This window comes from Photobacterium damselae subsp. damselae, from assembly GCF_038086725.1.
Lineage (GTDB): Bacteria > Pseudomonadota > Gammaproteobacteria > Enterobacterales > Vibrionaceae > Photobacterium > Photobacterium damselae.
Genome location: NZ_CP146970.1, coordinates 1,665,887 through 1,686,682, shown reverse-complemented (window position 1 = coordinate 1,686,682; position 20,796 = coordinate 1,665,887). Strand labels below are relative to the sequence as shown.

Here is a 20,796-nt window from a genome sequence, read left to right as displayed (position 1 = left end):
TTTAATGGATGGCAAAGAGTTTGATAAAGGTGTTATTGCTAGTTTTGGTGGGACTGTTTCCGCTGGTGGATAAAGAGCCTTGTGCATGGAATATCAAATTCAGTTCTGGGAAATGCGTTGTGATTGATGAAAATTTATTAAGTTAGTAATTTTTCTAATTCTTTATACGAGGTATTTGGTGTTAAATCAGGTATACTTTCGCCTATCAACAGCGTGAAAAGAACTCCATGAATCAGTATTTAGCTATTACATCCCGTGGACTAGAAAATCTACTAGCGGATGAATTGAAAGAATTAGGCGCGCATGACATTAAAGTTGTGCATGCCGGTGTGCGTTTTAAAGCAACTCAAGCTGAGGCTTATCGTTGCTGTCTTTGGACTCGTATCTCATCGCGTATCATTTACGTATTGAGTGAATTTAATGTTCGTAATGACCTAGACCTGTATTTAGGTGCAACGGCGATTAACTGGAATAACTATTTTGGTAGTAACACCCGTATTGTGGTGGATTTTAACGGTACAAACCGCGAAATCCGTAATAGCCAATACGGTGCAATGAAAGTTAAAGACGCCATTGTTGACCGTTTTACCAAAATGGATCTAATGCGCCCATCTATCGATCGTGAACGCCCTGATTTACGTATCCATGTTCGTCTATCTGGCGAAAAAGCCATTCTTGGTTTAGATATGGCAGGCAGTGGTTTACACCAGCGTGGTTATCGTAGTGAAGCGGGTAAAGCGCCATTACGCGAAACGCATGCTGCTGCATTAGTGATGAAGAGTGGTTGGACGTTTGAGCAACCTCTACTAGATCCTATGTGTGGTTCTGGTACGTTAGTGATTGAAGCGGCAATGATAGCTGCTGAAATTGCACCAGGTATCAAGCGTAAGCGTTGGGGCTTTGAAGCACTGAAAGACTTCGACAAAGAAGCTTGGCTTGAAATTCACGCAGAAGCAAAAGTAAAAGCACGTCGTGGTCCTGCCAAAGCAAAAGAGATCGTTAAAATTTATGGTCGTGAGCTTGATCAACGTGTTTTAGCCATTGCTCGTGATAACGCCGGTCGTGCTGGTGTTTCTGAGTTAATTGACTTTGAACGTGGCGATGCAATGCACCTAATGGCACCAGAAGGTTTCTCTGATGGTGTGATTTTGTGTAACCCTCCATACGGTGAACGTCTAGGTACTACACCAGAGTTGATTGCTCTGTATACCGAATTTGGTCAACGTCTGAAATTGGCGTTTACAGGTTCTCGCGCTGCGATTTATTCTGCTTCAAACGAATTGTTAAGCTGTATGCGTATGCGTGCTGACAAGCAGTTTAAACTTCGCAACGGTGCTTTAGATTGTGTACTAAAAACGTACCTAATCACCGGTGGTAGTGTTAAGAAAGAAGAAGGCCAAAGTGAAGGTGTGGTTGAAGAAACTGAAATTGCACCAGATTTTGCGAACCGCTTGAAGAAAAACATTACTAAGCTGTCTAAATGGGCTAAACGCGAAGGTATTGAATGTTACCGTTTGTATGATGCTGATCTGCCAAACTACAATGCGGCAATAGACCAATACAAAGATTACATTGTGATCCAAGAGTATGCAGCACCTAAGACGATTCCAGAAGAGGTGGCTCGTCGCCGTTTAATGGATATCATGCGAGCAACGATTGCGGTTACTGGCGTTGATAATAGCAAAGTGATCTTAAAAGTTCGTGAGCGTCAGAAAGGCAAAAATCAATACCAGAAATTATCGAGTGTTGAGCGCTTTATGACCGTAAGCGAATACGACGTGAAGTTAAAAGTGAATCTATACGATTACCTAGATACTGGCGTATTCCTTGATCACCGTATTACTCGTCGCAAACTGGGCTCGATGGCAAAAGGAAAAGATTTCCTAAACCTATTCTCATACACAGGTTCTGCAACTGTTCACGCTGCATGTGGTGGTGCTAAATCTACAACGACTGTTGATATGTCAAATACCTACCTAGAGTGGGCAAAAGACAATATGAAGTTAAATGGTCAGGTAGGTCGTCAGCACAACTATATTCAAGCTGACTGCTTACAGTGGCTACAAGAGTCGAATGAAAGCTTTGATCTTATCTTTATTGATCCGCCAACATTCTCTAACTCTAAGCGTATGAAGCAGACATTTGATGTTCAACGTGACCATATCATGTTGATGGAAAATCTAAAGCGTATGCTGCGTCCTGAAGGCCAAATTGTTTTCTCTAACAATAAACGCCAATTTAAGATGGATTTAGAGGCACTAGCAGAATTAGGTCTACAGGCGAAGAATATCTCTGATAAGACGTTACCTATGGATTTCGCTAAAAATAAACAAATTCATAACTGCTGGATCATAACTCACAAGGAAGATTAGTGGTAATCACACTATATAGTACACAAGGATGTCATCTGTGCGAGCAAGCTTATCAATTGCTCGTACAGGCTGGAGTTCAGGATCGTGTTCAAACCATAGATATTGCGTTAGATGATACGCTGTTTTCTCGTTACGGTGTCACGATTCCTGTTCTCTCTTTATCTCATATCCCTTCAGTAGAGCTCAATTGGCCTTTTGATATCACTCAATTACGCGATTGGCTCTCTCACAATAATCTGGTTACTCAAGATGGCATTAATTAATATCAGCAATGCACAGCTGGCTTATGGCGATCATCCTCTATTAGATAAAGCAGAGTTTGTTCTGCAGCCCAATGAACGTGTTTGTTTGGTTGGTCGTAATGGTGCAGGTAAATCCACTCTGATGAAAGTTATCGCAGGGGAGATATTACTTGATGACGGTAGCATTCAGCGTCAATCTGAATTGGTGGTTTCACGTTTGGAACAAGATCCACCGCGTGATGCAGAAGGCACAGTCTTCGATTACGTTGCTGAAGGTCTTGCGGATGTAGGTACATTACTGCGCGAATACCATCAGCAATTGGATTTGATTACAGCAGATCCTAGTGAATCAAACATTAATAAGCTTGCTCGCATTCAAGAGAAATTGGATCATGCAAATGCTTGGCAAATCGATACGCGTATCACCCAAGTATTAGAAAGTTTGAATCTAACGGCAAATACACTACTAACTGACCTGTCTGGTGGTTGGCAACGTAAAGCTGCGCTTGCTCGTGCTCTAGTGTGTGATCCTGATATCCTGTTACTTGATGAACCGACTAACCACTTGGATGTAACAACTATTGAGTGGCTTGAAGGTTTCTTAAAAGAGTTCCGTGGTTCAATTATCTTTATTTCTCACGACCGTGCGTTTATTCGTTCGATGGCAACGAGAATTGTCGATCTCGATCGTGGTCAATTAAGCTCTTTCCCTGGCGACTATGAAAAGTATCTTGATGAGAAAGAAGAGCAACTGCGTGTTGAGGCTGAACAAAATGCTGAGTTTGATAAAAAGCTAGCTCAAGAAGAAGTCTGGATTCGCCAAGGAATTAAAGCTCGTCGTACTCGTAACGAAGGCCGTGTTCGTGCCCTCAAACAACTTCGTAATGAGCGTAGTGAACGCCGTGAAGTGCAGGGTAAAGCCGACATGCAACTTCAAGAAGCTAAACGTTCGGGTAAAATTGTATTTGAAGCAGAAAATATTTCGCATTCGTTTGGTGATCAAGCCATCATTAAGGATTTCAGCTTTAATGTAATGCGTGGTGATCGTATCGCATTAATTGGTCCTAATGGTTGTGGTAAGAGTACGCTATTAAAGATTTTACTTGGTCAGCTAGAGAATAGCGGTGGCAAGTTCCATTGTGGTACTAAACTTGAAGTGGCTTATTTTGACCAGTATCGCGAAATACTGGATCCTGAAAAGACTGTGATGGATAACTTGGCTGATGGTAAACAAGAAGTGGTTGTGAACGGTAAGAGCCGTCATGCGCTTGGTTACCTACAAGACTTCTTATTCCATCCTCGTCGTGCTCGTACACCAGTAAAAGCACTATCAGGTGGTGAGAAAAACCGACTATTGCTCGCAAAATTGTTTTTAAAGCCAAATAATTTATTGGTACTCGATGAACCAACCAACGATCTTGATATCGAAACTTTGGAACTTTTAGAAGAAATTCTTGCCAATTATCAGGGTACGTTATTATTGGTAAGCCACGACCGTCAATTTGTTGATAATACTGTGACAACAAGCTGGATTTTTGAAGGCAACGGTGTTGTGAATGAATATGTAGGTGGTTACCATGACGCACAGTCGCAACGAGAAAATTCTTTAGCTAATATTGCCAAAAAAGAAGCTGAAGAACGTGAACTGGCGAAGAAAAAAGAAGAACAACAGAAACAGCGTCAGGCAAACCGTCAACGTAGTTCAAAGAAACTGTCTTACAAACTGCAGTTAGAACTTGATGAGTTACCGGCGAAAATCGAACAATTGGAAAACGACATTGCAGAACTTCAGGAGAAGATTAACGATCCTGGTTTCTTTGCTGATGTGAAAAATGATACTCAGGCAGTTCTGACTCTACTTGCAGAGAAAGAACAAGCATTTGAAGTAGCATTTGAACGTTGGGAAGAGTTAGAAGCAATGCAGAAGGAATCCTAATGCAACATAAGATGTTAAAACTTTCTACGCTAGCTGTGCTAATTGCTGGTGTTACTCAGGCTCAAGCAGCTGTTTATAAGGTTGTGGAAGTCGCGACGCCAGATAACCAATCAAATGCGCTTGCAACTGATTATTATCCAAACCATGATCGTTCTGGCTCAACGGATCAGTTTAAGAATAACGCGGTAGAGTTTTACGCTCAAAGCATTGCACAAGACGGCACTGTTGTTGGTAACAGTCGTTTTGGTAATGATGGTATTAATTATTCAGATGTGGTTGCATTCCATATGGATAATTATCAGCGTATTAATGATTACAATGAGTTATATCGTTACTGTCGTGATAATCTAGGCTTTAATACTTGTGATGTATGGGCTGAAATGCGTTATTACGGTAAGAACTATAACCGTAATGAAGCTGATGATGGCACTGGTTTTGGTGGTTTACGTACTGAACAAGCGGCTTGGTGGAATGGTTATTTTGCCAATGCATTACCTTTTGTTTACGGTCAAACAAACTATTTATCAACCTTTGCTGGTGATGCTTCTCGTTATGCAGATCAAGATAAACTTGGTTCTATTGTTGACGGTGGCGATCATGTTACTGCAAACGCAATGGTTCTTGGTGCGTTAAACAGCAATACTGTATATGGTGTGACTAGCTCTGCTTATTTCAATAACAATTCACGTTTTGCTCGTACTTTTGCTAAGCGTGGTTTCGTTAATGATCTGTCTGCTTCTTCATCTACAGAATTGAATCCAATTGGCGACAACGCGCTAGTAACTAAAATGGGACAATCTGTTGCTAACCATGCAGTTAAGTTACCAAGCGGTGATCTTCTGGTTGTTGGTAGTGCATCTTATACTCCATCTAATTATGATGATGGTGATAAGCTGCCTGATTATGATGATATTGATGGCGGTAATGTAGACGCAAGCAAAGGCCGAGCTAACTATAACGTTGATACATTTAGAAAATGTAAAACAGAACCTGATAGCATCTATAGTAACTGGGTATGTCAGTTCACCAGTTATGCAAATAAAGCTGCATTTTGGGTAGTTAAAGCTGGTGATACTTCAGTTAAAGGACAAGAATTGGCAAACTCAGGCTTAAATTCTTTAGATCCTGATGATAATGACCGCTCATTCCAAGGTAATGCTAAATCTGTTGCGCTAGTTAATGGTAAACCTGTAGCCGTTGGTTACTCTACCGACTATGTACGTAATGACTATTACGCAAATCGAGCAGCAGTGTTCACTCCTAAATCTGACATGGACATTAATAATCCTAAAGCAGATGATTGGAGTATTAAGTTTATCCCTGGAACTGAAATCACTGATGGAGATGACCGTAAACTATCGTACTCCATGGCTACAGCGATTAATGATAATGGTAAAGTAGCAGGTGTTGCTAAGAACTTTAACTCCGAAGATCGTTCTTATGCTGAGCGTATGTTTATTTATGATAATGCATCGAATCAGACTAAGTTCTTAACTTCATCAGTAAACAGTTTGTTCTTTAACGGTAGTAACGGCTATTTATCTTCTATCAATGATGCAAATAAAGCTGTTGGCTGGGTTGATATTGAAAAAGTAAACCAAGTTGATGGTCGTGAGCGTCGTCAGCGTGCATTCCTATACAATGATGGCCAAGCTGATGGTGCACTAACCGCAAACGGTGCGTGGTTAGTCGATGACCTAACTAATGGTGGAGCTGAGTCTGCTCATAACAACCAATACCGTATTGCTCAAGCAACGGGTATTAACGATAAGGGTGAGATTTCTGCAACAGCCTTGAAGTGTACTTCTGATGGCGTGACACCAAAACAATACTCTGATACGTCACCATTGGCTCAGTGTGATGGCTATGAGGTACTGACTGCAGTTAAGCTTGAGCCTGTTGCTGGTGGTACGATTGAACCTCGTAAAGATGTAGAAGAACCAGTAAAACGCTCTGGCGGTTCACTTGGTGTGCTTGCTTTGACAGTACTAGGCTTTATTGGTTTCCGTCGTCGTAAATAATTTTTAACGAAATTATCATAATTGAATTCGGGCTCACATTTGTGGGCCTGAATTGTTTTTAGGGGTTGAACATTTGGCCAAAATCGATCATGTTTATATCTGGACTGGTTAAAAACCACTCCAATTGAAACAAATCTGTTAAGGATGAGGATCGAACTATGAAGAGACAAAAGCGGGATCGTTTGGAACGTGCTCAAGCTCGAGGTTATCAGGCTGGGTTAAATGGTCGTTCGAGTGAAACATGTCCGTATCAAGGTGTTGATGCCCGTACAAACTGGCTTGGCGGTTGGCGTGAAGCCCGAGAAGATCTACAACAAGGTCTCATTAAATAACCCCCTCATGGTTAACCTTATTTAGCCCCTTAAGGAGAGGGGCTTTTTAATGTCTACGATTTAGTTTTATCCCTGAACCACGTCCCTAAAAATATAATTTATACAAAATAAAAAAGGCCACCGAAGTGACCTTATTGTAGAAGAGGCTATAACAATATCTTTTTTCATCTATTGTTATTTCAAATCGCTCTCTTAGAAGCTGTCTGTGTCTTTAAATAGACCAACTTTTAAATCTTTTGCTACGTAAATTTCTTTACCATCAACCAGAACACGACCATCTGCTACGCCCATAATCAGTTTACGGTTGATAACACGTTTTAGCTGAATGTCGTAAGTGACTTTTTTGGCTGTTGGTAGAATCTGGCCTGTGAATTTCACTTCACCTACACCCAGAGCACGGCCTTTACCTTCGCCGCCACTCCAACCCAGGAAGAAACCAACAAGCTGCCACATCGCATCAAGACCAAGACAACCAGGCATGACAGGGTCACCTTTAAAGTGGCAATCAAAGAACCAAAGGTCAGGATTGATATCAAGTTCAGCATGAATAAAACCTTTACCGTGCTCACCACCTTGATCGGTAATTTCAACGATACGGTCCATCATTAACATATTGTCTGATGGCAGAGCAGGGAAGTTTGGTCCATGCAGTTCACGTTTGCCACATGCTACTAAGTCTTCGTAAGAGTATGAATTCTGGCGTGTCATGAGATAAAAATCGCTCCTTAACAAGTATGGGAGCAATTTAGCTTACACATGTACGCTAAACAACTCGGATCAGTTCTGGACAAACCAGTTCTGAATTGTATTACGAATGCGAGAGAAGATATTTTCTTCTGGATACATACCACCTAGATGAAACAGTTCGATACGTTCTGCTATTTTCGCCAGGATAGTATCAGTATCATCCTCTTTTCCTCTAAATGTTTGTCCCATCAAACGAGGGATGGCTTCATCAACATTTTCTACTGTCCAGATATGGAATTGTCCAGATTTGATCGCTTCGATAACTTCATCATTTAAGCAAAGACTTGATAGATTGGTTTTCGGCAGAATAACACCTTGATTACCTGTAAGACCGCGATGAACACAAACCTTATAGAATCCTTCAATCTTCTCGTTGACACCGCCTACCGCTTGTACACGTCCAAATTGGTCTACTGCACCGGTAACTGCAATCTCTTGGTTAATCGGCTGAACAGAAAGTGCTGAGACTAAAGCACAAAGCTCTGCTAAAGAGGCACTGTCACCGTCAACTTCAGAGTAAGATTGTTCAAATACAATAGATGCTGAGAATGGAAGGGCTTGATCTAAATTTAATGCAGTAGATAAAAATGCTTGCATGATCATCATGCCTTTAGCGTGGATATTACCACCAAGCTCAACTTTACGTTCAACATCAGAAATATCGCCATCACCAAAGTGAACTACACAAGAGATACGAGCCGGTTCTCCATAAGACATCGGATGCCCTGGCATTTCAACAACGGTTAAGCCATTGACCTGACCGACTTCCTGTCCTTGGCATTCAATCACGACTTGACCATGATGAATATCGGCAATTGCACGCTCAGGAAGATAAGACTCTCGATACAACTTAGCATTAAGCGAGGCTTTTAAGTGTTCACGAGTAATCTGTTGGTTTTCAGATTCAATACTCGCTTCAGACAATACATTGGTATGCCACAACAAACAAAGAGGTACTCGGGATTGATCTTCAGCGTAGCGAGCACCTGCTGATAGTAACGCTTCAACAGCATCACTGTCGGCAAGATCAGGCAATTGACTGCGTTTAGCGATAGCTTTGACATAACGTAAATAGTCAGGAAGGCTTTGCTCGGTGAGTAAGAGGTCTTGTTCAAACTCACCATACATGGCAAAACCTGCAGATAAGTCCGGTTCTGCTTCATCAAGATCAGCCATCAAGAATCGGTCACCAACTAATACTAGCTTAACATTGAGTTTTTCAGCCGTTGGTAATGGGTAGGCTTTTTTAGGTTCAGAAGGTTGCCATTCAAGCTCACCATTCATTAATACGCTTTTTAGTCGACTCCAAGCTCCAGGATTGGCAATTAATGCACCTACCGATAGAACTAAGTAACCATTGTTTGCTTGATGAATAAGACCGTGTTTTACATTATATGTAACAACTTTTGCATCACTTGATGGTGGATATACCGTACCAAAAAGCGATTGCTCGGTAACATATTCGCTGGTCACGACAATTGGATCTGTGATTGATGATTGCTCTAAGCTTAGCTGGGATGTTTGCTTCTGAATTCTTTCTTGTTCGTACTTAGTCAGAAGCTCAATCACATAATCGCGGTAAATTTTATTATCAGGAGCAGTCACGCGAAGGACACGAGGCTGAATAGTGATCGCGGTAAAACGGCGTACGGCATCTGCTAGGCGTGGTTGAAGTAACCCAGTATCTGCTGGCGCTAATTCGTTATAGTTTTCTAAGACATTACGGTACGGCGTGTAATCAGGGATCAATGTACGCCACGATTCTTCATGCATATCTCTAAATTCTTTTTTCTTTTAGTACTGTGAAAAGGCCAGCAGTATAATGCAATAAGAGCGAGCATAATAGGGACTTATGTCTGTAATTTCGCAAAATCATTGACTTAACTGCGTATGCATTGATGGAACAATTGTGATTTCGCTCCGTTATGGTTACACTGTAACGATATCGTGTTGGTGAGGAAGAAAGAGATCTTATGAAATATCAGCAGCTTGAAAATCTTGAAGCCGGTTGGAAATGGGCTTATCTGGTCAAAAAATGGAAAGAGGGTGAAGCGATTACCCGTTATATTGATTCGAGTGAAGTTGAAGCTGCTGTCGAACAACTTCAATCTTTAGAGCATGAACCAACAAAAGTGCTTACTTGGATTGATAATCATATGTCTCCAGCTCTAGAGATCAAACTTAAACAAGCTATTCGAGCAAAACGTAAACGTCACTTTAACGCCGAACAGGTACATACTCGAAAGAAATCTATCGATCTTGATTATCGGGTTTGGGAAAAGTTGGCGGAAAAATCAAAAGAACTCGATTCTACCTTATCTGATACGATTGAATACTTATTGAGTGAAAGTAGTCGAACAGAGAAGGCCAGTAAAACGGTTTTAGACTTAAAAGATGATTTAACTCGTTTACTTGATATGGACGCATAATAGAGTTTTAACTAATTAACCGATTATAACGTCTCTTTTTTATCAGCCTTTCAATCGGTTAATCAATTTGGCTAGTAATTTGCTTACTATTTGTAATCTACAATTGATTTGAATAATAGAGCAAAGCGCACAATAACATTGAAAGGAGCTTATGATGGAATATGTAATCCTACTCGCCGTGGTTGTTATTTTCATTGTTTTTAAAGATCGTCCAATAATGCGTCTTAAATTTAAACAAGGCGAACTGGTTGAAGAGAAAGGCCAAATTCCGAATGGTTTTCGTCAAGCTTGTAAAGATATTGGCCATAAGATGCCATTTGATGGGGTAGTGAAAGTCTATAAAACCCGTTTTCAGACAAAACTTGTTTTCTCTAAGCAGATCCCAAGTAAAGTTAAACAACGCATTAATAATGTTTTTCCTCATAGTGTTAATACGAAGAAACAAGGTAAGAGAGCTTAATGGTAACTCCACACGCTTTACGATTAACCCAAGGGCAAGATCTTCGTCAATCTATTCTTGATTATGTCGTTTCTTCTGGTATTCAAGCCGGTTCCCTTGTAACTGGGGTCGGTTGTCTAGAGTCCGTTAATATTCGATTGGCCAGTGCAACTCAATGTCTAGAACTGTCAGGCCCATTAGAAATTCTATCCTTGGCAGGGACATTAACGCCTGAACATGTTCATATTCATATATCTGTTGCAGATAAGGAAGGGCATGTATATGGCGGGCATCTCCAACCAGGTTCTATCGTTTCATATACATGCGAGCTTTGCCTAGTTGCTTATGATAATTTAGCCTTCAGTCGTGCGTTTGATACATCAACAGGTTATACCGAGTTGGCTATTTCATCTCGTTAATTAGGTCGATATTTATTATGAAGAGAGGCAATATTAACTTATGGCTTCTCTTTTTTTATATAGTTAAATAGAGCTGACTGAGCTTTGATATGAGCATCCAATAGTTGCTTTAACTGTTCTAATTCTTCTTCTACCGCTTTTCTTCGTTCCGTTTCTTCCGCCAGTTGCTTACCAATATCAACCGCGAGGTATCCACCTTTAATTAACGCTTTGGTTGTGACATTGGTATTTGTTAACGACTTGAGTTCTTCTATCATGTAGTAGTGAGATTCGATATCTCTTATAGTTATAGCCATTAGATAGCATTCTCATATGTATTCATTTGATTTAATTTACAATGATAGCTTTTATCCGAGAGACCATTCAAGTGATTTCTTTGTTTTGCTATCATAAAAAAGAAGTATAAAACCCCTAATGCACTATAACTTTAATGTGTGTTAATTAAAAAGCACTCCGAAGAGTGCCCATCTTAACTAATTTGTTGACCTTGCATCACGCTATTTAAAGGTACGATCTCGCCAGATTTACTTCTATAAATACCTCTGTGATCACGAATCAGTAAACTGTTACCTGATGTAAGGGTTTCTATATAAAAGCTTTTAAACTTTAAATAGTACTCTTGATTTGCACCATTACCTTGCATACCTAATACATAGTAATGATCAAATAATCTAAAAAACCAACCGTTTAACTGCTTAGTTAAAATCACTTTTTGTTCTTTATCATAAACGACTAATTGCTCTTTTATTCTGCCATGTTGAAGCGTCATCTTTAGCTTTTCTTGCGATAAAGAAGGATAGGATGTTGAAAAATGATATTTGGCTAGGGTAGTCATAGTTGAGTAAAAACCCTGAGCGCTAATCAATATGACTCCTAAGCCAATACCTAAAATAGCATTACGAAACATCACAAGAACCTTGCTTTATTTTATCTGAGTAATCAATAAAGTTGTCACCGATAACACCATACAATTGGTATCGTGAACAAATGCCACTTATAGGGTATGCAATCCATTTTGCAGCACCATCAGCTTGGTTTTGCTTGATTGTGTTTACAACAGGGTTCGGTAAATCAATCCCATCATAGATAACTGGTATTCCGTTTATCGTTTTTTCATCGATAAAGCTAAAATATTGCATGCCTATAAAATACGTTATAAAAAGAAATAAGAGGGTAACCATGTGATTTTTAGATGGTAACGTTATATCTATATTCTTTTTTGGTATTTCTAGTTTGTTTGCTGGTGGATTTTTACCGAGTGCTTGGATTTCTAAATTTTCGTCATTATCATTAAGGTCGCTTAGTACTGAATGAGTTAGATTGGCTCCATTAATTGCATAACCTAACTTTGCTCTGTAATAATAAGATTATTTTCATCAATCTCATTAAGTGCTGTTCTTAGATTCTTTATTGCAACTGTTAAAGAATTATTAGTTACAACTTTTCCTTGCCAGCACTCTTTTAGTAAATTCTCTCTATGTATAGTTTTATCTTTATTTTCAGCAAGATATGTAAAAATTAATACTTCTGATTTTGATACTTTTACTTCTGCTGAATCTGCACGTCGTTTAATAATTCTATTGGTTAAGTCAACATCAAAGCGTCCAAACTGCTTGATATCGATCACTGACTGGTTCATGAGTATAATTATTATTTCAAGTAAAACACTTTGCCAATAGGGCATTTTAACGAATAAGAATTGTTATTTCTATATAGATATTGTGTCAGAACATTAAACTTAGTACACAATCACATTAAACTATTTATTCCTAATGAAAATATTTGGTGGTTTACACCGATATTCCATTATACTTAATGAAAATTTAATGAATTGAGCCAGTTATGAAGTTTACACACATTGCACTATGTGCCTTACCATTTGTATCAATACCATTTTCAGCATTCTCGATGTCATGCGACAATCAAGGAGAGACCTTATCTTTATGGCAAAACAGCTCACCTCGTTCTTCATTGCTAGCATTTATTGATAAAGTGACAAATGTTAATAGTGCAGATTATGTTCCGGCTAATGAACGAATTGCTGTGATTGATAATGATGGTACATTATGGCCAGAAAAGCCTATGTATACTCAATTTCAATTTGCGTTCGACCAAATAAAAGCAAAGGCGAAAACAAACTTAGATTGGGGAGAAAAAACGCCATATAAATGGGTAGTGGATGGAAATATTCAAGAGGTCTTTAAACATAGTTGGTCTGCTCTTCTTCCTATCTTAGCGCAATCTCAGTCAGGCGTGACACCGTCACAATACAGTTCTGAAGTATTATCTTGGCTCAAGACTCATAAATCCTCTCGATTTAATCGTCCATACACATCTTTGGTTTATCAACCTATGATCCAAGTAATTGATTATCTTAAGGCTAATCAATTTGATGTTTATATTGTCACAGGAGCTGGTGCTGCTTTTGTTCGTCCATGGAGTGAAGCTATTTATCATATTCCAGCACAAAATGTGATTGGTACAACTTTTGGCTACAGCTATAAACAAGTGAATGGTAAAGCTCAGTTAGTTAAAAATGATAAGCTTATTTATGTTAATGATGGACCTCAAAAAGCCATCAATATCGAGACTATCATAGGGAAAAGACCCATTGTTGCAATTGGTAACTCAACAGGTGATGCTGCAATGCTTGACTGGACTACATCTCAAAAAGGTGAGAGCTTTGCGATGTTAATCCATCATACAGATCAAGAACGAGAGTGGAGTTATGGGCCAAGTTCTTTTGAGGGGAAATTTACCCCTGAGTTAATGAACCAGGCAAAAATACATGGATGGAATGTAGTTAATATGAAAAACGATTGGTGCCAAATTTTCCCAACAGAGAAAGAAGAGCGAAAATTGCCTTAATCAGAAAATAGGGCATTTAAATCCGAATTAGACAAAACTGAATTAATTTTGTCTTTAATGAATGTTCTAAATTCTATAGCTATAGGGTTAATATACTTGGGGTTTGTGGTGAATACAAAATGTAAAGGTAATGACTCAAATCCCCAATTTTTACCTACTATTTTAAGTTTGTTTTCCATTATTTCTGGATAAACATCGAGCAGAGATCGGTAACTGATCCCATATCCTTGCATCGTCCATTTCTTAATTACATCGCCATCATTTGCAGTACGATTACAGTCAACCGTAACTTGCTCTCTATTATGAAAACACCAATTAGAAAATACTTTTTCATTGATAATAAAAGTCAGACATGAATGTTTTAAAAGATCTTTTGGTCTTGATGGTTCTCCAAATTCTGATAAATATTTAGGTGAGGCGACTAATACTCGATAATTATTATGTGTCACAACAGAAGCTCGAAGCTCAGAATCAGGTAGAGTTCCATAACGAATGGCTAAATCTACTGGGTTTGATATTAAATTAATTTGAGCATCAGTAACAAACAGATTAATTTTTATATTTGGATGTTTATTAGTAAATTCATTAATCCAATTAAGCAATATGTTTCGCCCAAAGTCAGATGGAGCAGAAACATTAATCGAGCCCGAATAGTTTTGATGGTCTTTTAATGCGTCAATAGCTGAATCTAATATTTCTATCGCTTTTAATGATTTGTCATAGAAAAATTCACCATCAGTAGTTAATCGAATACTTCTTGTTGATCGTACAAGTAATTGAGTGCCGACTTCCTCTTCTAGTCGTTTAATTGCGGTACTTACCCCTGCTGATGTCATGTCGAGTTGCCTTGCAGTACCAGATATACTTCCAAGGTCTACAACTTTAATAAATAACCTGACATCGTTAATATTTTTCATTATTAACCAAATTTTATTTAAATGTGCATTAACTTTAAGTGTGTTTAAGGCATAAGACAATAGCATTATAGTACTTTCCATACGTTGAAGAGGATAAAACTTATGGAAAATACATTTAAATTGAAATCAATGATTACTCCTGCTTTACTATTAGGTTCAATGATGAGTGGAGCTATTCATGCGAATGATCTAGAAGTATATTCTGAGTTAAGCATTAGTACGCCTCCTGGGAATATTGCAGTGAGTAAAGATAATAGAAAGTTCATTAGTATTCATAGTTTCTTTGGGCCCGAACTTAGAATGGGTGAGTTATTAAAAGATGGATCTGTAAAACCATATCCAAATAAAGCTTGGGCTCTTGAACATAATGTATTTTCATTAAACGATGTTCTTGGTGTCAATATTGATGACAATGGTGTTTTATGGATGCTAGATACCTCGTCAGATAAGAGAGCGGGCCGTTTAGTCGGTTGGAATACAAAGAAAGAACAACTTGAGCGTGTGATTTATATTTCAAAGCCAACATTAAGCTCAGCTTCTTTTCTAAATGATTTTGCAATAGATCAGAAGAATAATTACATCTATATTGCAGATACTGCTTCGGGTGATAAGTCAGCCATAATTATTGTTAATTTAAAAACAGGACAAACCAAACGAGTTCTTGAGGGTAGTAAATTTACTGTTTATGAAGACATCGACATGGTTGTTGCTGATAGAAAAATAAACTTAGGTGGTCAGCCATTAAGGCTTGGAGTTAATCCAATTACGATCAGTCCTGACTATCAATGGGTTTATTTTGGAGCCATGAATGGTAAATCCTTGTATAGAATTAGTACTAAATATCTATCAGATTTTAATTTAACAGATCAAGAGTTAACTAAACATATTGAACGTTACGGTGACAAACCAATTTCTGATGGTATTACCGTTGATAGTGAAGGGAATGTCTATGTAACCTCGGTAACAGATAATTCTATTGGTATTGTTAAACCTGATGGTTCATATAAAACTCTTTTCAAAGATAAAATGATCAATTGGTCTGATGGTTTTGCTTTTGGCCCTGATAGCAAAATTTATGTTACGGTTAATCAACTTCAAAATTCACCAGTATTAAATCCATCGGTTAAATTTACGCCTAAAACAACGAAGCCATTTAAAGTTCTGCGCTTTGATTCATTATCATCAGGAACTGTCGGGCGATAAATCAATCAAAGCGATACAAAATAAAGCAAGTGTGACGCTGTAACATTTCAAATATTATAGTCAATGAAAGGCAAAGGGCTTCTAAATAGAAGCCTTTGTCTTATCTATTAATGGACTTTTTTCTTTGGTCCATATCGAACCATATCTTTTCCATTATCATAAACTTCTTGTGATACCCAGCGACCTAAAAGTAATTGGTGTTTATCATCAAGTACTGCAACAAAAGGGCGACCATTTGCATTGTTAGTCGCTAAGGCAACACCCGCAACATTGGTCAATCCCATGCCACCATTTTCAATAGATAGAAGGAAGCTTTCTAGTTGCTCTAGTGTTTCAATAATAATCGAGTCGTCAATCATACGTTATATTCTATTTTTCGTTGAAGTTATATGAATTATACCTGAAATAATATCTTGTCAGCACAAAAAATACGTTCTACATTTCATTGAGTAGAGGTATTTTTTATGGTGTGTATGAATAGGTATAAAGGTTTTACCTTAACTGAATTGGTCGTTGTTATTGTGATTTTAGGGATACTTGCTGTAGTAGCAATGCCAAAATTTTTAAATCTACAACGAGATGCAAGAATTGCAGATCTTAAAGGGGCAGAAGGAGCTTTAAAATCTGCTAATGGCATCGTATATGGGAAAGCAGCAATAAAAGGGGTTGCAGAACAAGAAGCAAATGATTGGAATAATTCAAGTGACTCAACATTGCTTATTGATGGTAAAACAGTAAGTTTGCATTATGGCTATATACTTCCTACTGAATGGAATATTAGAGCCATTATGAGTATGAATAAGAGTGACTGGAGTGTCCTAAGTACTGGAACTCGTTATGGGCCAGCATATATTATCCCTAAATCAGCTCCTGGCTTTCAAACTCAGTCAATAAGTGCAGTTGAACAATCTAAATGTTACTTATCTTATTATTTTTATAGAAGTGGCATCGTGGATGGAAAGCCTGTTAATTACAAAGTTCCAGTCTATAAACTCGAAATAGCAGGCTGTTAATTGTAGTTATAACTGCCTAATAGATTTAGGCAGTTATTCAAATTAGAGATATTATTCAAATAGATTTAATAGGATTATTTTTAATCCTATCTTTTAAGGAGATATAAAAAATGACATCAACAATAAATGTATATATTTGAATAACAATAATTATCATAAATGGGATTGCACCAATAATCGCAATCTGCTTATTAAGATTAATATCATTATAATAAGTAAGTATTATAGTGAGTGAAGAGATTAATAGACAATAGAGCAGAGTGATACGTCGCTTATCATTTTTTATTAAGGTATCAATAGTATTAACAGAGGAGTCAATACTAGTAATAATGAAAAGAGATAAAAGTATAATTGATGATGTAGAGAGAAAGGTTGAAAACGGTAATTGTTCATAAAAGGCAAATAGACCATAAGTGAAATCTTTTTTAGTTGCACTCAGTACTGGTTCTGAATATTTTATCAAAGCAGAACCAGAATAGATCGAAAACCATATCATTGAAGTTAGTGTAGGAATAAAAATCACAGATAAGATAAATTGTCTAACAGTTCTTCCTTTGCTTATCTTTGCTAAAAAGATTCCAACAAAAGGAGCCCAAGCACACCACCAGATGAAGTAATTGATTGTCCAATCTACACTCCATTGTTGTGACTTTTCATTTAGTTGAAAAGATAGTTTTGGCAGCAATAATATATAATCTTTAATTGAGTGCATGAAAATATGTAATATATTTTTTACGTCATTGGTGAAAAACACTGTGACTGCAAGTGTCAACATCAACATAACATTCAAAAGACTTAAAATACGAATTCCTTTTTTTATCGATGTGAATGATGATATACAGAAAAACAAAGATATTAAGATGACAATAATAATCCTACTATTGAATCCTTTCATAGTATTCGCTGTTAAATTCAATCCATCTTGAATTAAGCTTACTGAATTTGCAAAGGCTCCAGCGACACTGAAAATGATAGTGAAAACAGTAATAATATTTATAATATCGAAAAAGATAGAATTATTTGATTGTTCTATAAAAGGCGAGGTTAACGATAGATCTTTGTTCCTAATATATCGGAACCATGCATATGACAAACCTACAATAGTGTAAATTGACCAAGCATGTAGTCCCCAATGAAAATATGTTATTGCCAATACATTAGATACACTATGACTTTCAGTTACTGTTAAATTATTGAAAAATAAATAATGATAAGCAGGCTCTGCGATACCCCAAAAAACTAGTCCAGATCCCATACCAGTAGTAAATACCATTGTTATCCAAGAAATATAGGAGTAATCAGGCTGGCGATTACCTAAACGTGTTTTACCAATTGGGAATAGAGCGAGAATGAAACAAAGAATAACAACTAATGATGTAGTAATTAAAATTGGTCTAGCTAATATTACTGATAGTTTATTTGATATCCTACTTAATATAAAAACAGCCTGATTAGGGAAAATTAAAAATATAAACGATGACAAAAGGATGCCACCATAGAGAAAAAAGGTAGCCAGTTTCTGCTACCTGATAATTTAATCTTTATCATTATTAATTAATACATCGTATTGGGATTCATACTTGTATTTGGAATAATTTGCATTGAGTCCCAATGTTCAACGATCTTTCCATTATCATCAAAACGGAAAAAATCCATAGTGACGTACTCATCGCCATCAGGCCATGTTTGGTGAGTATGTAAAGCTACTAAGTTTTCCTCCGCTATAGCGCGAACAAACTCAATAGTTTTATTGGGATAATCGCAATACATTCTCTCAAAGTAATCAATAAATCCATTTTTACCATCAGGTACAAGTGGGTTATGTTGAATGTATTCATCACCGACATACAATTCAACGGCTTCTTTGGGGTTACCAAGAAAAGCCATATTGTAAAAACTAATGGCAGTAACTTTGTTTTTCGATTGTATAGTAGTCATGGTTTTGCACCTTGTATTCAAATCTAGCCAGACTCTGGATATTGATACGAAACGAGTAGTGAAGCCAATAGCATCTATAAGTTAATATATAAATCTGCGCTAAGTTCATAGGACATTTCTAAATGGGACTCACTTTAAAATTTCCTTATTATTCCCCGATAAAATGTCTCCTTTTAAGGTAGTTAATTAGTGGGAAATTGGGGTTATAGAGTAGGGAAGTCACGGCTTTTTTCTGGTACTGGGTTTAAATTGTTCAGGGTGAACTAAGACAGGATTGATGGCTTCAAGTTGCCGAATGGCTCGTTGTTGAGCGGTTCGTGTCGGGGCTTTTTTACTACGATTGCGTGTTTGTTGTTGCTCAAATTCTTGCTGTTTTTCCTGAGCAAATTTCAAAACGGCACCTAAACGTTTATTATCGACTATCTGGCCTTGGTCAATATCAGTCAGTTTATCGAACACTTTGAACGTGAGTTTTCGTTGGCCATATTGGATAGCAATGGTCCCATCTGGTCGGTCAAGCACCTTGTCGACTTGATTGATTAGTCGCTGATTTTCTTCCGTTGGATCAATAAGATAAACAACCTTATCATACTGAAATGTTAGCGATTTAGAGAGTTTTCGTAGTTCTTGCCAGGCAAAGATGTCATTTAGCTCATCCGTCATTTCCCGCACTGGCCGATGCATATCTTTGGGGTATTTCGCAGGTTTAGCAAAGCGCCGGTTAAAATCAGCGATAAAGTTGGGGAGCCACGCATTTGCTTGCTCGATAGTATCGATTCCTTGTAATCGCATTTCTTTAACTAAACGATCTTGCAACGTTTTGTTGGCTCGCTCTACACGGCCCTTAGCTTGAGAGCTGTTTGCACAAATCAATTCTATATTTAAATCATGCAATACACGACCAAACTGAGTCAATCGTTCGGTCTTTGCATCACGCTTGCTGACATGAAATACGGCATGACGATCACTGTAAAAAGCGGTGGGTTTTCCATGCTGTTCAAGGTATTCACGTGTTGCCACCATATAATCAAATGCAGATTCTGTTTCGCTAAAGCGCAAGTTCATCAGTTTGCCAGTGGAATCATCAATGAAAACCAACAGACAACATTTGTTACTGCGGCCTTCAAACCAATCATGATGTGAACCATCTATCTGAATTAACTCTCCATAACAATCACGGCGGTAACGAGGTTGGTAAACACGAGGCTTTCGTTTGGTATGAGGAACCCAGAGTCCATCTGCGATCATCCATTGACGGATCGTTTCAACAGACACATGAATATCATGGCGTTCAGTCAGTTTTTCATGGGCAAGAGTTGGACCAAAGTCTGTGTAATGCTCATGGAGGATCGCTAAGGTTTGTAGTTTTATATTTTCATCATAGCGATGATTGCCAGGTCGACCGCGTTGTAATGAGACCAAACCAGAAGCACCAAACTCAATAAAGCGTTTAACCAATCGGTAAACTTGACGAGGGCTTAAGTTAAGCTTCAACACCAGTCAGTCGTTTATCACAGATATCTTGGATAACTTTGATTCGCAGTAATTCATTATCAGTCATGGTTAACAACATCCACAGGCTCCAAAACAGCAAAGAAAAAGCGTCTTTTGAAGTTAGTTCAACATGACATTTCTAAATGGGACTTACACACTAAGTGCGCATTATGTATATTATGTTAAATAGGATGTCCAAGTTAATATAATCCAAGTCATATCTTTATAGATAACACTTTGTCTGCTCTACTCTTTAGTATGGATGATTTGAAAATAAGGGCTATTTAACAGTATTGGCAATTTACCATAAAATAGGTAATTTACATTTAAATTTAAGCTCTGCAGCAAATGTCCAGTTTGCTTAGTTCTTCAATTTATCTGCAAATTACCAAAGAAAAAAGATCATCTTTCAATGATCTTTTTTCT

The 20,796-nt window shown here is 37.8% G+C and carries 21 protein-coding genes and 1 pseudogene; 11 read left to right on the top strand and 11 right to left on the bottom strand.

Annotated features, from left to right (window positions below):
- Nucleotides 1-227 precede the first annotated feature (227 nt).
- The 5 genes from rlmKL to rmf all read left to right on the top strand — a co-directional run bounded on the left by rlmKL (nucleotide 228) and on the right by rmf (nucleotide 6,903).
- Complete coding sequence (gene rlmKL, locus WAX86_RS07700) at nucleotides 228-2,372, top strand: bifunctional 23S rRNA (guanine(2069)-N(7))-methyltransferase RlmK/23S rRNA (guanine(2445)-N(2))-methyltransferase RlmL (RefSeq protein ID WP_036763863.1); 2,145 nt, start codon at nucleotides 228-230, stop codon at nucleotides 2,370-2,372.
- Complete coding sequence (locus tag WAX86_RS07695; protein WP_068945683.1) at nucleotides 2,372-2,635, top strand: glutaredoxin family protein; 264 nt, start codon at nucleotides 2,372-2,374, stop codon at nucleotides 2,633-2,635. The genes rlmKL and WAX86_RS07695 overlap by 1 nt, the downstream gene beginning before the upstream one ends.
- Nucleotides 2,622-4,550, top strand: coding sequence for an ABC transporter ATP-binding protein (locus tag WAX86_RS07690; RefSeq protein ID WP_005299386.1), 1,929 nt, complete (start codon nucleotides 2,622-2,624; stop codon nucleotides 4,548-4,550). The genes WAX86_RS07695 and WAX86_RS07690 overlap by 14 nt, the downstream gene beginning before the upstream one ends.
- Nucleotides 4,550-6,571: a DUF3466 family protein gene (locus WAX86_RS07685; RefSeq protein ID WP_341488565.1), complete on the top strand. Its 2,022-nt coding sequence runs from the start codon at nucleotides 4,550-4,552 to the stop codon at nucleotides 6,569-6,571. The genes WAX86_RS07690 and WAX86_RS07685 overlap by 1 nt, the downstream gene beginning before the upstream one ends.
- Nucleotides 6,572-6,729: 158 nt before the next feature.
- Entirely contained in the window at nucleotides 6,730-6,903 is a 174-nt protein-coding gene (rmf, locus tag WAX86_RS07680; RefSeq protein WP_036763867.1) for a ribosome modulation factor, read from the top strand.
- Between the two features lie 192 nt (nucleotides 6,904-7,095).
- Here the strand turns inward: rmf and fabA are convergent, their stop codons facing one another.
- Together fabA and WAX86_RS07670 are read right to left on the bottom strand one after the other, a co-directional pair.
- Nucleotides 7,096-7,611, bottom strand: a complete 516-nt coding sequence (gene fabA / locus WAX86_RS07675) for a bifunctional 3-hydroxydecanoyl-ACP dehydratase/trans-2-decenoyl-ACP isomerase (RefSeq protein WP_005299393.1) — start codon at nucleotides 7,609-7,611, stop codon at nucleotides 7,096-7,098.
- Between the two features lie 69 nt (nucleotides 7,612-7,680).
- On the bottom strand, nucleotides 7,681-9,423 hold the full coding sequence (locus WAX86_RS07670) for a Lon protease family protein (RefSeq protein ID WP_138240347.1): 1,743 nt from the start codon (nucleotides 9,421-9,423) through the stop codon (nucleotides 7,681-7,683).
- A 200-nt stretch (nucleotides 9,424-9,623) separates the two neighbouring features.
- On the opposite strand from WAX86_RS07670, the gene matP reads away from it, so the two are divergent.
- The 3 genes from matP to WAX86_RS07655 all read left to right on the top strand — a co-directional run bounded on the left by matP (nucleotide 9,624) and on the right by WAX86_RS07655 (nucleotide 10,937).
- Complete coding sequence (gene matP, locus WAX86_RS07665; protein ID WP_044175637.1) at nucleotides 9,624-10,079, top strand: macrodomain Ter protein MatP; 456 nt, start codon at nucleotides 9,624-9,626, stop codon at nucleotides 10,077-10,079.
- Between the two features lie 151 nt (nucleotides 10,080-10,230).
- The gene (locus WAX86_RS07660) at nucleotides 10,231-10,539 is read left to right on the top strand and encodes a DUF3634 family protein (protein WP_376788102.1); all 309 of its coding nucleotides are present in this window, start codon (nucleotides 10,231-10,233) and stop codon (nucleotides 10,537-10,539) included.
- Nucleotides 10,539-10,937, top strand: a complete 399-nt coding sequence (locus WAX86_RS07655; protein ID WP_341488564.1) for a PPC domain-containing DNA-binding protein — start codon at nucleotides 10,539-10,541, stop codon at nucleotides 10,935-10,937. Before WAX86_RS07660 ends, WAX86_RS07655 begins: the two co-directional genes overlap by 1 nt.
- A 38-nt stretch (nucleotides 10,938-10,975) precedes the next feature.
- Here WAX86_RS07655 and WAX86_RS07650 read toward each other — a convergent pair whose 3' ends face one another.
- The 4 genes from WAX86_RS07650 to WAX86_RS07635 form a co-directional block, all read right to left on the bottom strand.
- Nucleotides 10,976-11,233, bottom strand: coding sequence for a hypothetical protein (locus tag WAX86_RS07650; RefSeq protein WP_044175633.1), 258 nt, complete (start codon nucleotides 11,231-11,233; stop codon nucleotides 10,976-10,978).
- Nucleotides 11,234-11,406: 173 nt separating this feature from the next.
- Nucleotides 11,407-11,844, bottom strand: coding sequence for a hypothetical protein (locus WAX86_RS07645; protein WP_044175631.1), 438 nt, complete (start codon nucleotides 11,842-11,844; stop codon nucleotides 11,407-11,409).
- Entirely contained in the window at nucleotides 11,834-12,076 is a 243-nt protein-coding gene (locus WAX86_RS07640; protein ID WP_237035385.1) for a hypothetical protein, read from the bottom strand. The genes WAX86_RS07645 and WAX86_RS07640 overlap by 11 nt, the downstream gene beginning before the upstream one ends.
- A 203-nt stretch (nucleotides 12,077-12,279) precedes the next feature.
- Complete coding sequence (locus WAX86_RS07635) at nucleotides 12,280-12,564, bottom strand: winged helix-turn-helix domain-containing protein (RefSeq protein ID WP_341488563.1); 285 nt, start codon at nucleotides 12,562-12,564, stop codon at nucleotides 12,280-12,282.
- Nucleotides 12,565-12,779: 215 nt separating this feature from the next.
- On the opposite strand from WAX86_RS07635, the gene WAX86_RS07630 reads away from it, so the two are divergent.
- Nucleotides 12,780-13,805 carry an HAD family phosphatase gene (locus tag WAX86_RS07630; protein ID WP_237035383.1) on the top strand — a complete coding sequence of 342 codons (1,026 nt, stop codon included), beginning with the start codon at nucleotides 12,780-12,782 and terminating at the stop codon, nucleotides 13,803-13,805.
- Here the strand turns inward: WAX86_RS07630 and WAX86_RS07625 are convergent.
- Nucleotides 13,802-14,722 (bottom strand): LysR family transcriptional regulator, encoded by a 921-nt coding sequence (locus WAX86_RS07625; RefSeq protein WP_341488562.1) that lies wholly within the window; start codon nucleotides 14,720-14,722, stop codon nucleotides 13,802-13,804. The genes WAX86_RS07630 and WAX86_RS07625 overlap by 4 nt on opposite strands.
- A gap of 102 nt (nucleotides 14,723-14,824) precedes the next feature.
- Between WAX86_RS07625 and WAX86_RS07620 the strand changes: the two genes are divergently transcribed.
- Nucleotides 14,825-15,925, top strand: a complete 1,101-nt coding sequence (locus WAX86_RS07620; protein ID WP_341488561.1) for an L-dopachrome tautomerase-related protein — start codon at nucleotides 14,825-14,827, stop codon at nucleotides 15,923-15,925.
- 107 nt (nucleotides 15,926-16,032) lie between these two features.
- On the opposite strand, the gene WAX86_RS07615 is transcribed toward WAX86_RS07620, so the two are convergent.
- The gene (locus WAX86_RS07615; protein WP_036763882.1) at nucleotides 16,033-16,284 is read right to left on the bottom strand and encodes a hypothetical protein; all 252 of its coding nucleotides are present in this window, start codon (nucleotides 16,282-16,284) and stop codon (nucleotides 16,033-16,035) included.
- A gap of 114 nt (nucleotides 16,285-16,398) precedes the next feature.
- Here WAX86_RS07615 and WAX86_RS07610 point away from each other — a divergent pair, with 114 nt between their 5' ends.
- Entirely contained in the window at nucleotides 16,399-16,938 is a 540-nt protein-coding gene (locus tag WAX86_RS07610) for a type II secretion system protein (protein WP_341488560.1), read from the top strand.
- A 55-nt stretch (nucleotides 16,939-16,993) separates the two neighbouring features.
- Here the strand turns inward: WAX86_RS07610 and WAX86_RS07605 are convergent, their stop codons facing one another.
- From WAX86_RS07605 to WAX86_RS07595, 3 genes and pseudogenes are all read right to left on the bottom strand, one after another.
- On the bottom strand, nucleotides 16,994-18,421 hold the full coding sequence (locus WAX86_RS07605; RefSeq protein WP_341488559.1) for a BCCT family transporter: 1,428 nt from the start codon (nucleotides 18,419-18,421) through the stop codon (nucleotides 16,994-16,996).
- A gap of 71 nt (nucleotides 18,422-18,492) precedes the next feature.
- Entirely contained in the window at nucleotides 18,493-18,876 is a 384-nt protein-coding gene (locus tag WAX86_RS07600; RefSeq protein WP_036763887.1) for a nuclear transport factor 2 family protein, read from the bottom strand.
- Nucleotides 18,877-19,095: 219 nt separating this feature from the next.
- Nucleotides 19,096-20,437, bottom strand: a pseudogene (locus WAX86_RS07595) (ISNCY family transposase).
- Between the last annotated feature and the right edge of the window lie 359 nt (nucleotides 20,438-20,796).

Coding starts and splice junctions, on each gene's coding strand:
- WAX86_RS07690 (WP_005299386.1), top strand. CDS start 2,622: ATGGCATTAATTAATATCAGCAATGCACAGCTGGCTTATGGCGATCAT.
- WAX86_RS07625 (WP_341488562.1), bottom strand. CDS start 14,722: ATGAAAAATATTAACGATGTCAGGTTATTTATTAAAGTTGTAGACCTT.
- matP (WP_044175637.1), top strand. CDS start 9,624: ATGAAATATCAGCAGCTTGAAAATCTTGAAGCCGGTTGGAAATGGGCT.
- WAX86_RS07645 (WP_044175631.1), bottom strand. CDS start 11,844: ATGTTTCGTAATGCTATTTTAGGTATTGGCTTAGGAGTCATATTGATT.
- WAX86_RS07615 (WP_036763882.1), bottom strand. CDS start 16,284: ATGATTGACGACTCGATTATTATTGAAACACTAGAGCAACTAGAAAGC.
- WAX86_RS07600 (WP_036763887.1), bottom strand. CDS start 18,876: ATGACTACTATACAATCGAAAAACAAAGTTACTGCCATTAGTTTTTAC.
- WAX86_RS07660 (WP_376788102.1), top strand. CDS start 10,231: ATGATGGAATATGTAATCCTACTCGCCGTGGTTGTTATTTTCATTGTT.
- rlmKL (WP_036763863.1), top strand. CDS start 228: ATGAATCAGTATTTAGCTATTACATCCCGTGGACTAGAAAATCTACTA.
- WAX86_RS07610 (WP_341488560.1), top strand. CDS start 16,399: ATGAATAGGTATAAAGGTTTTACCTTAACTGAATTGGTCGTTGTTATT.
- WAX86_RS07640 (WP_237035385.1), bottom strand. CDS start 12,076: ATGCAATATTTTAGCTTTATCGATGAAAAAACGATAAACGGAATACCA.
- WAX86_RS07650 (WP_044175633.1), bottom strand. CDS start 11,233: ATGGCTATAACTATAAGAGATATCGAATCTCACTACTACATGATAGAA.
- WAX86_RS07630 (WP_237035383.1), top strand. CDS start 12,780: ATGAAGTTTACACACATTGCACTATGTGCCTTACCATTTGTATCAATA.
- WAX86_RS07655 (WP_341488564.1), top strand. CDS start 10,539: ATGGTAACTCCACACGCTTTACGATTAACCCAAGGGCAAGATCTTCGT.
- fabA (WP_005299393.1), bottom strand. CDS start 7,611: ATGACACGCCAGAATTCATACTCTTACGAAGACTTAGTAGCATGTGGC.
- WAX86_RS07620 (WP_341488561.1), top strand. CDS start 14,825: ATGGAAAATACATTTAAATTGAAATCAATGATTACTCCTGCTTTACTA.
- rmf (WP_036763867.1), top strand. CDS start 6,730: ATGAAGAGACAAAAGCGGGATCGTTTGGAACGTGCTCAAGCTCGAGGT.
- WAX86_RS07685 (WP_341488565.1), top strand. CDS start 4,550: ATGCAACATAAGATGTTAAAACTTTCTACGCTAGCTGTGCTAATTGCT.
- WAX86_RS07670 (WP_138240347.1), bottom strand. CDS start 9,423: ATGCATGAAGAATCGTGGCGTACATTGATCCCTGATTACACGCCGTAC.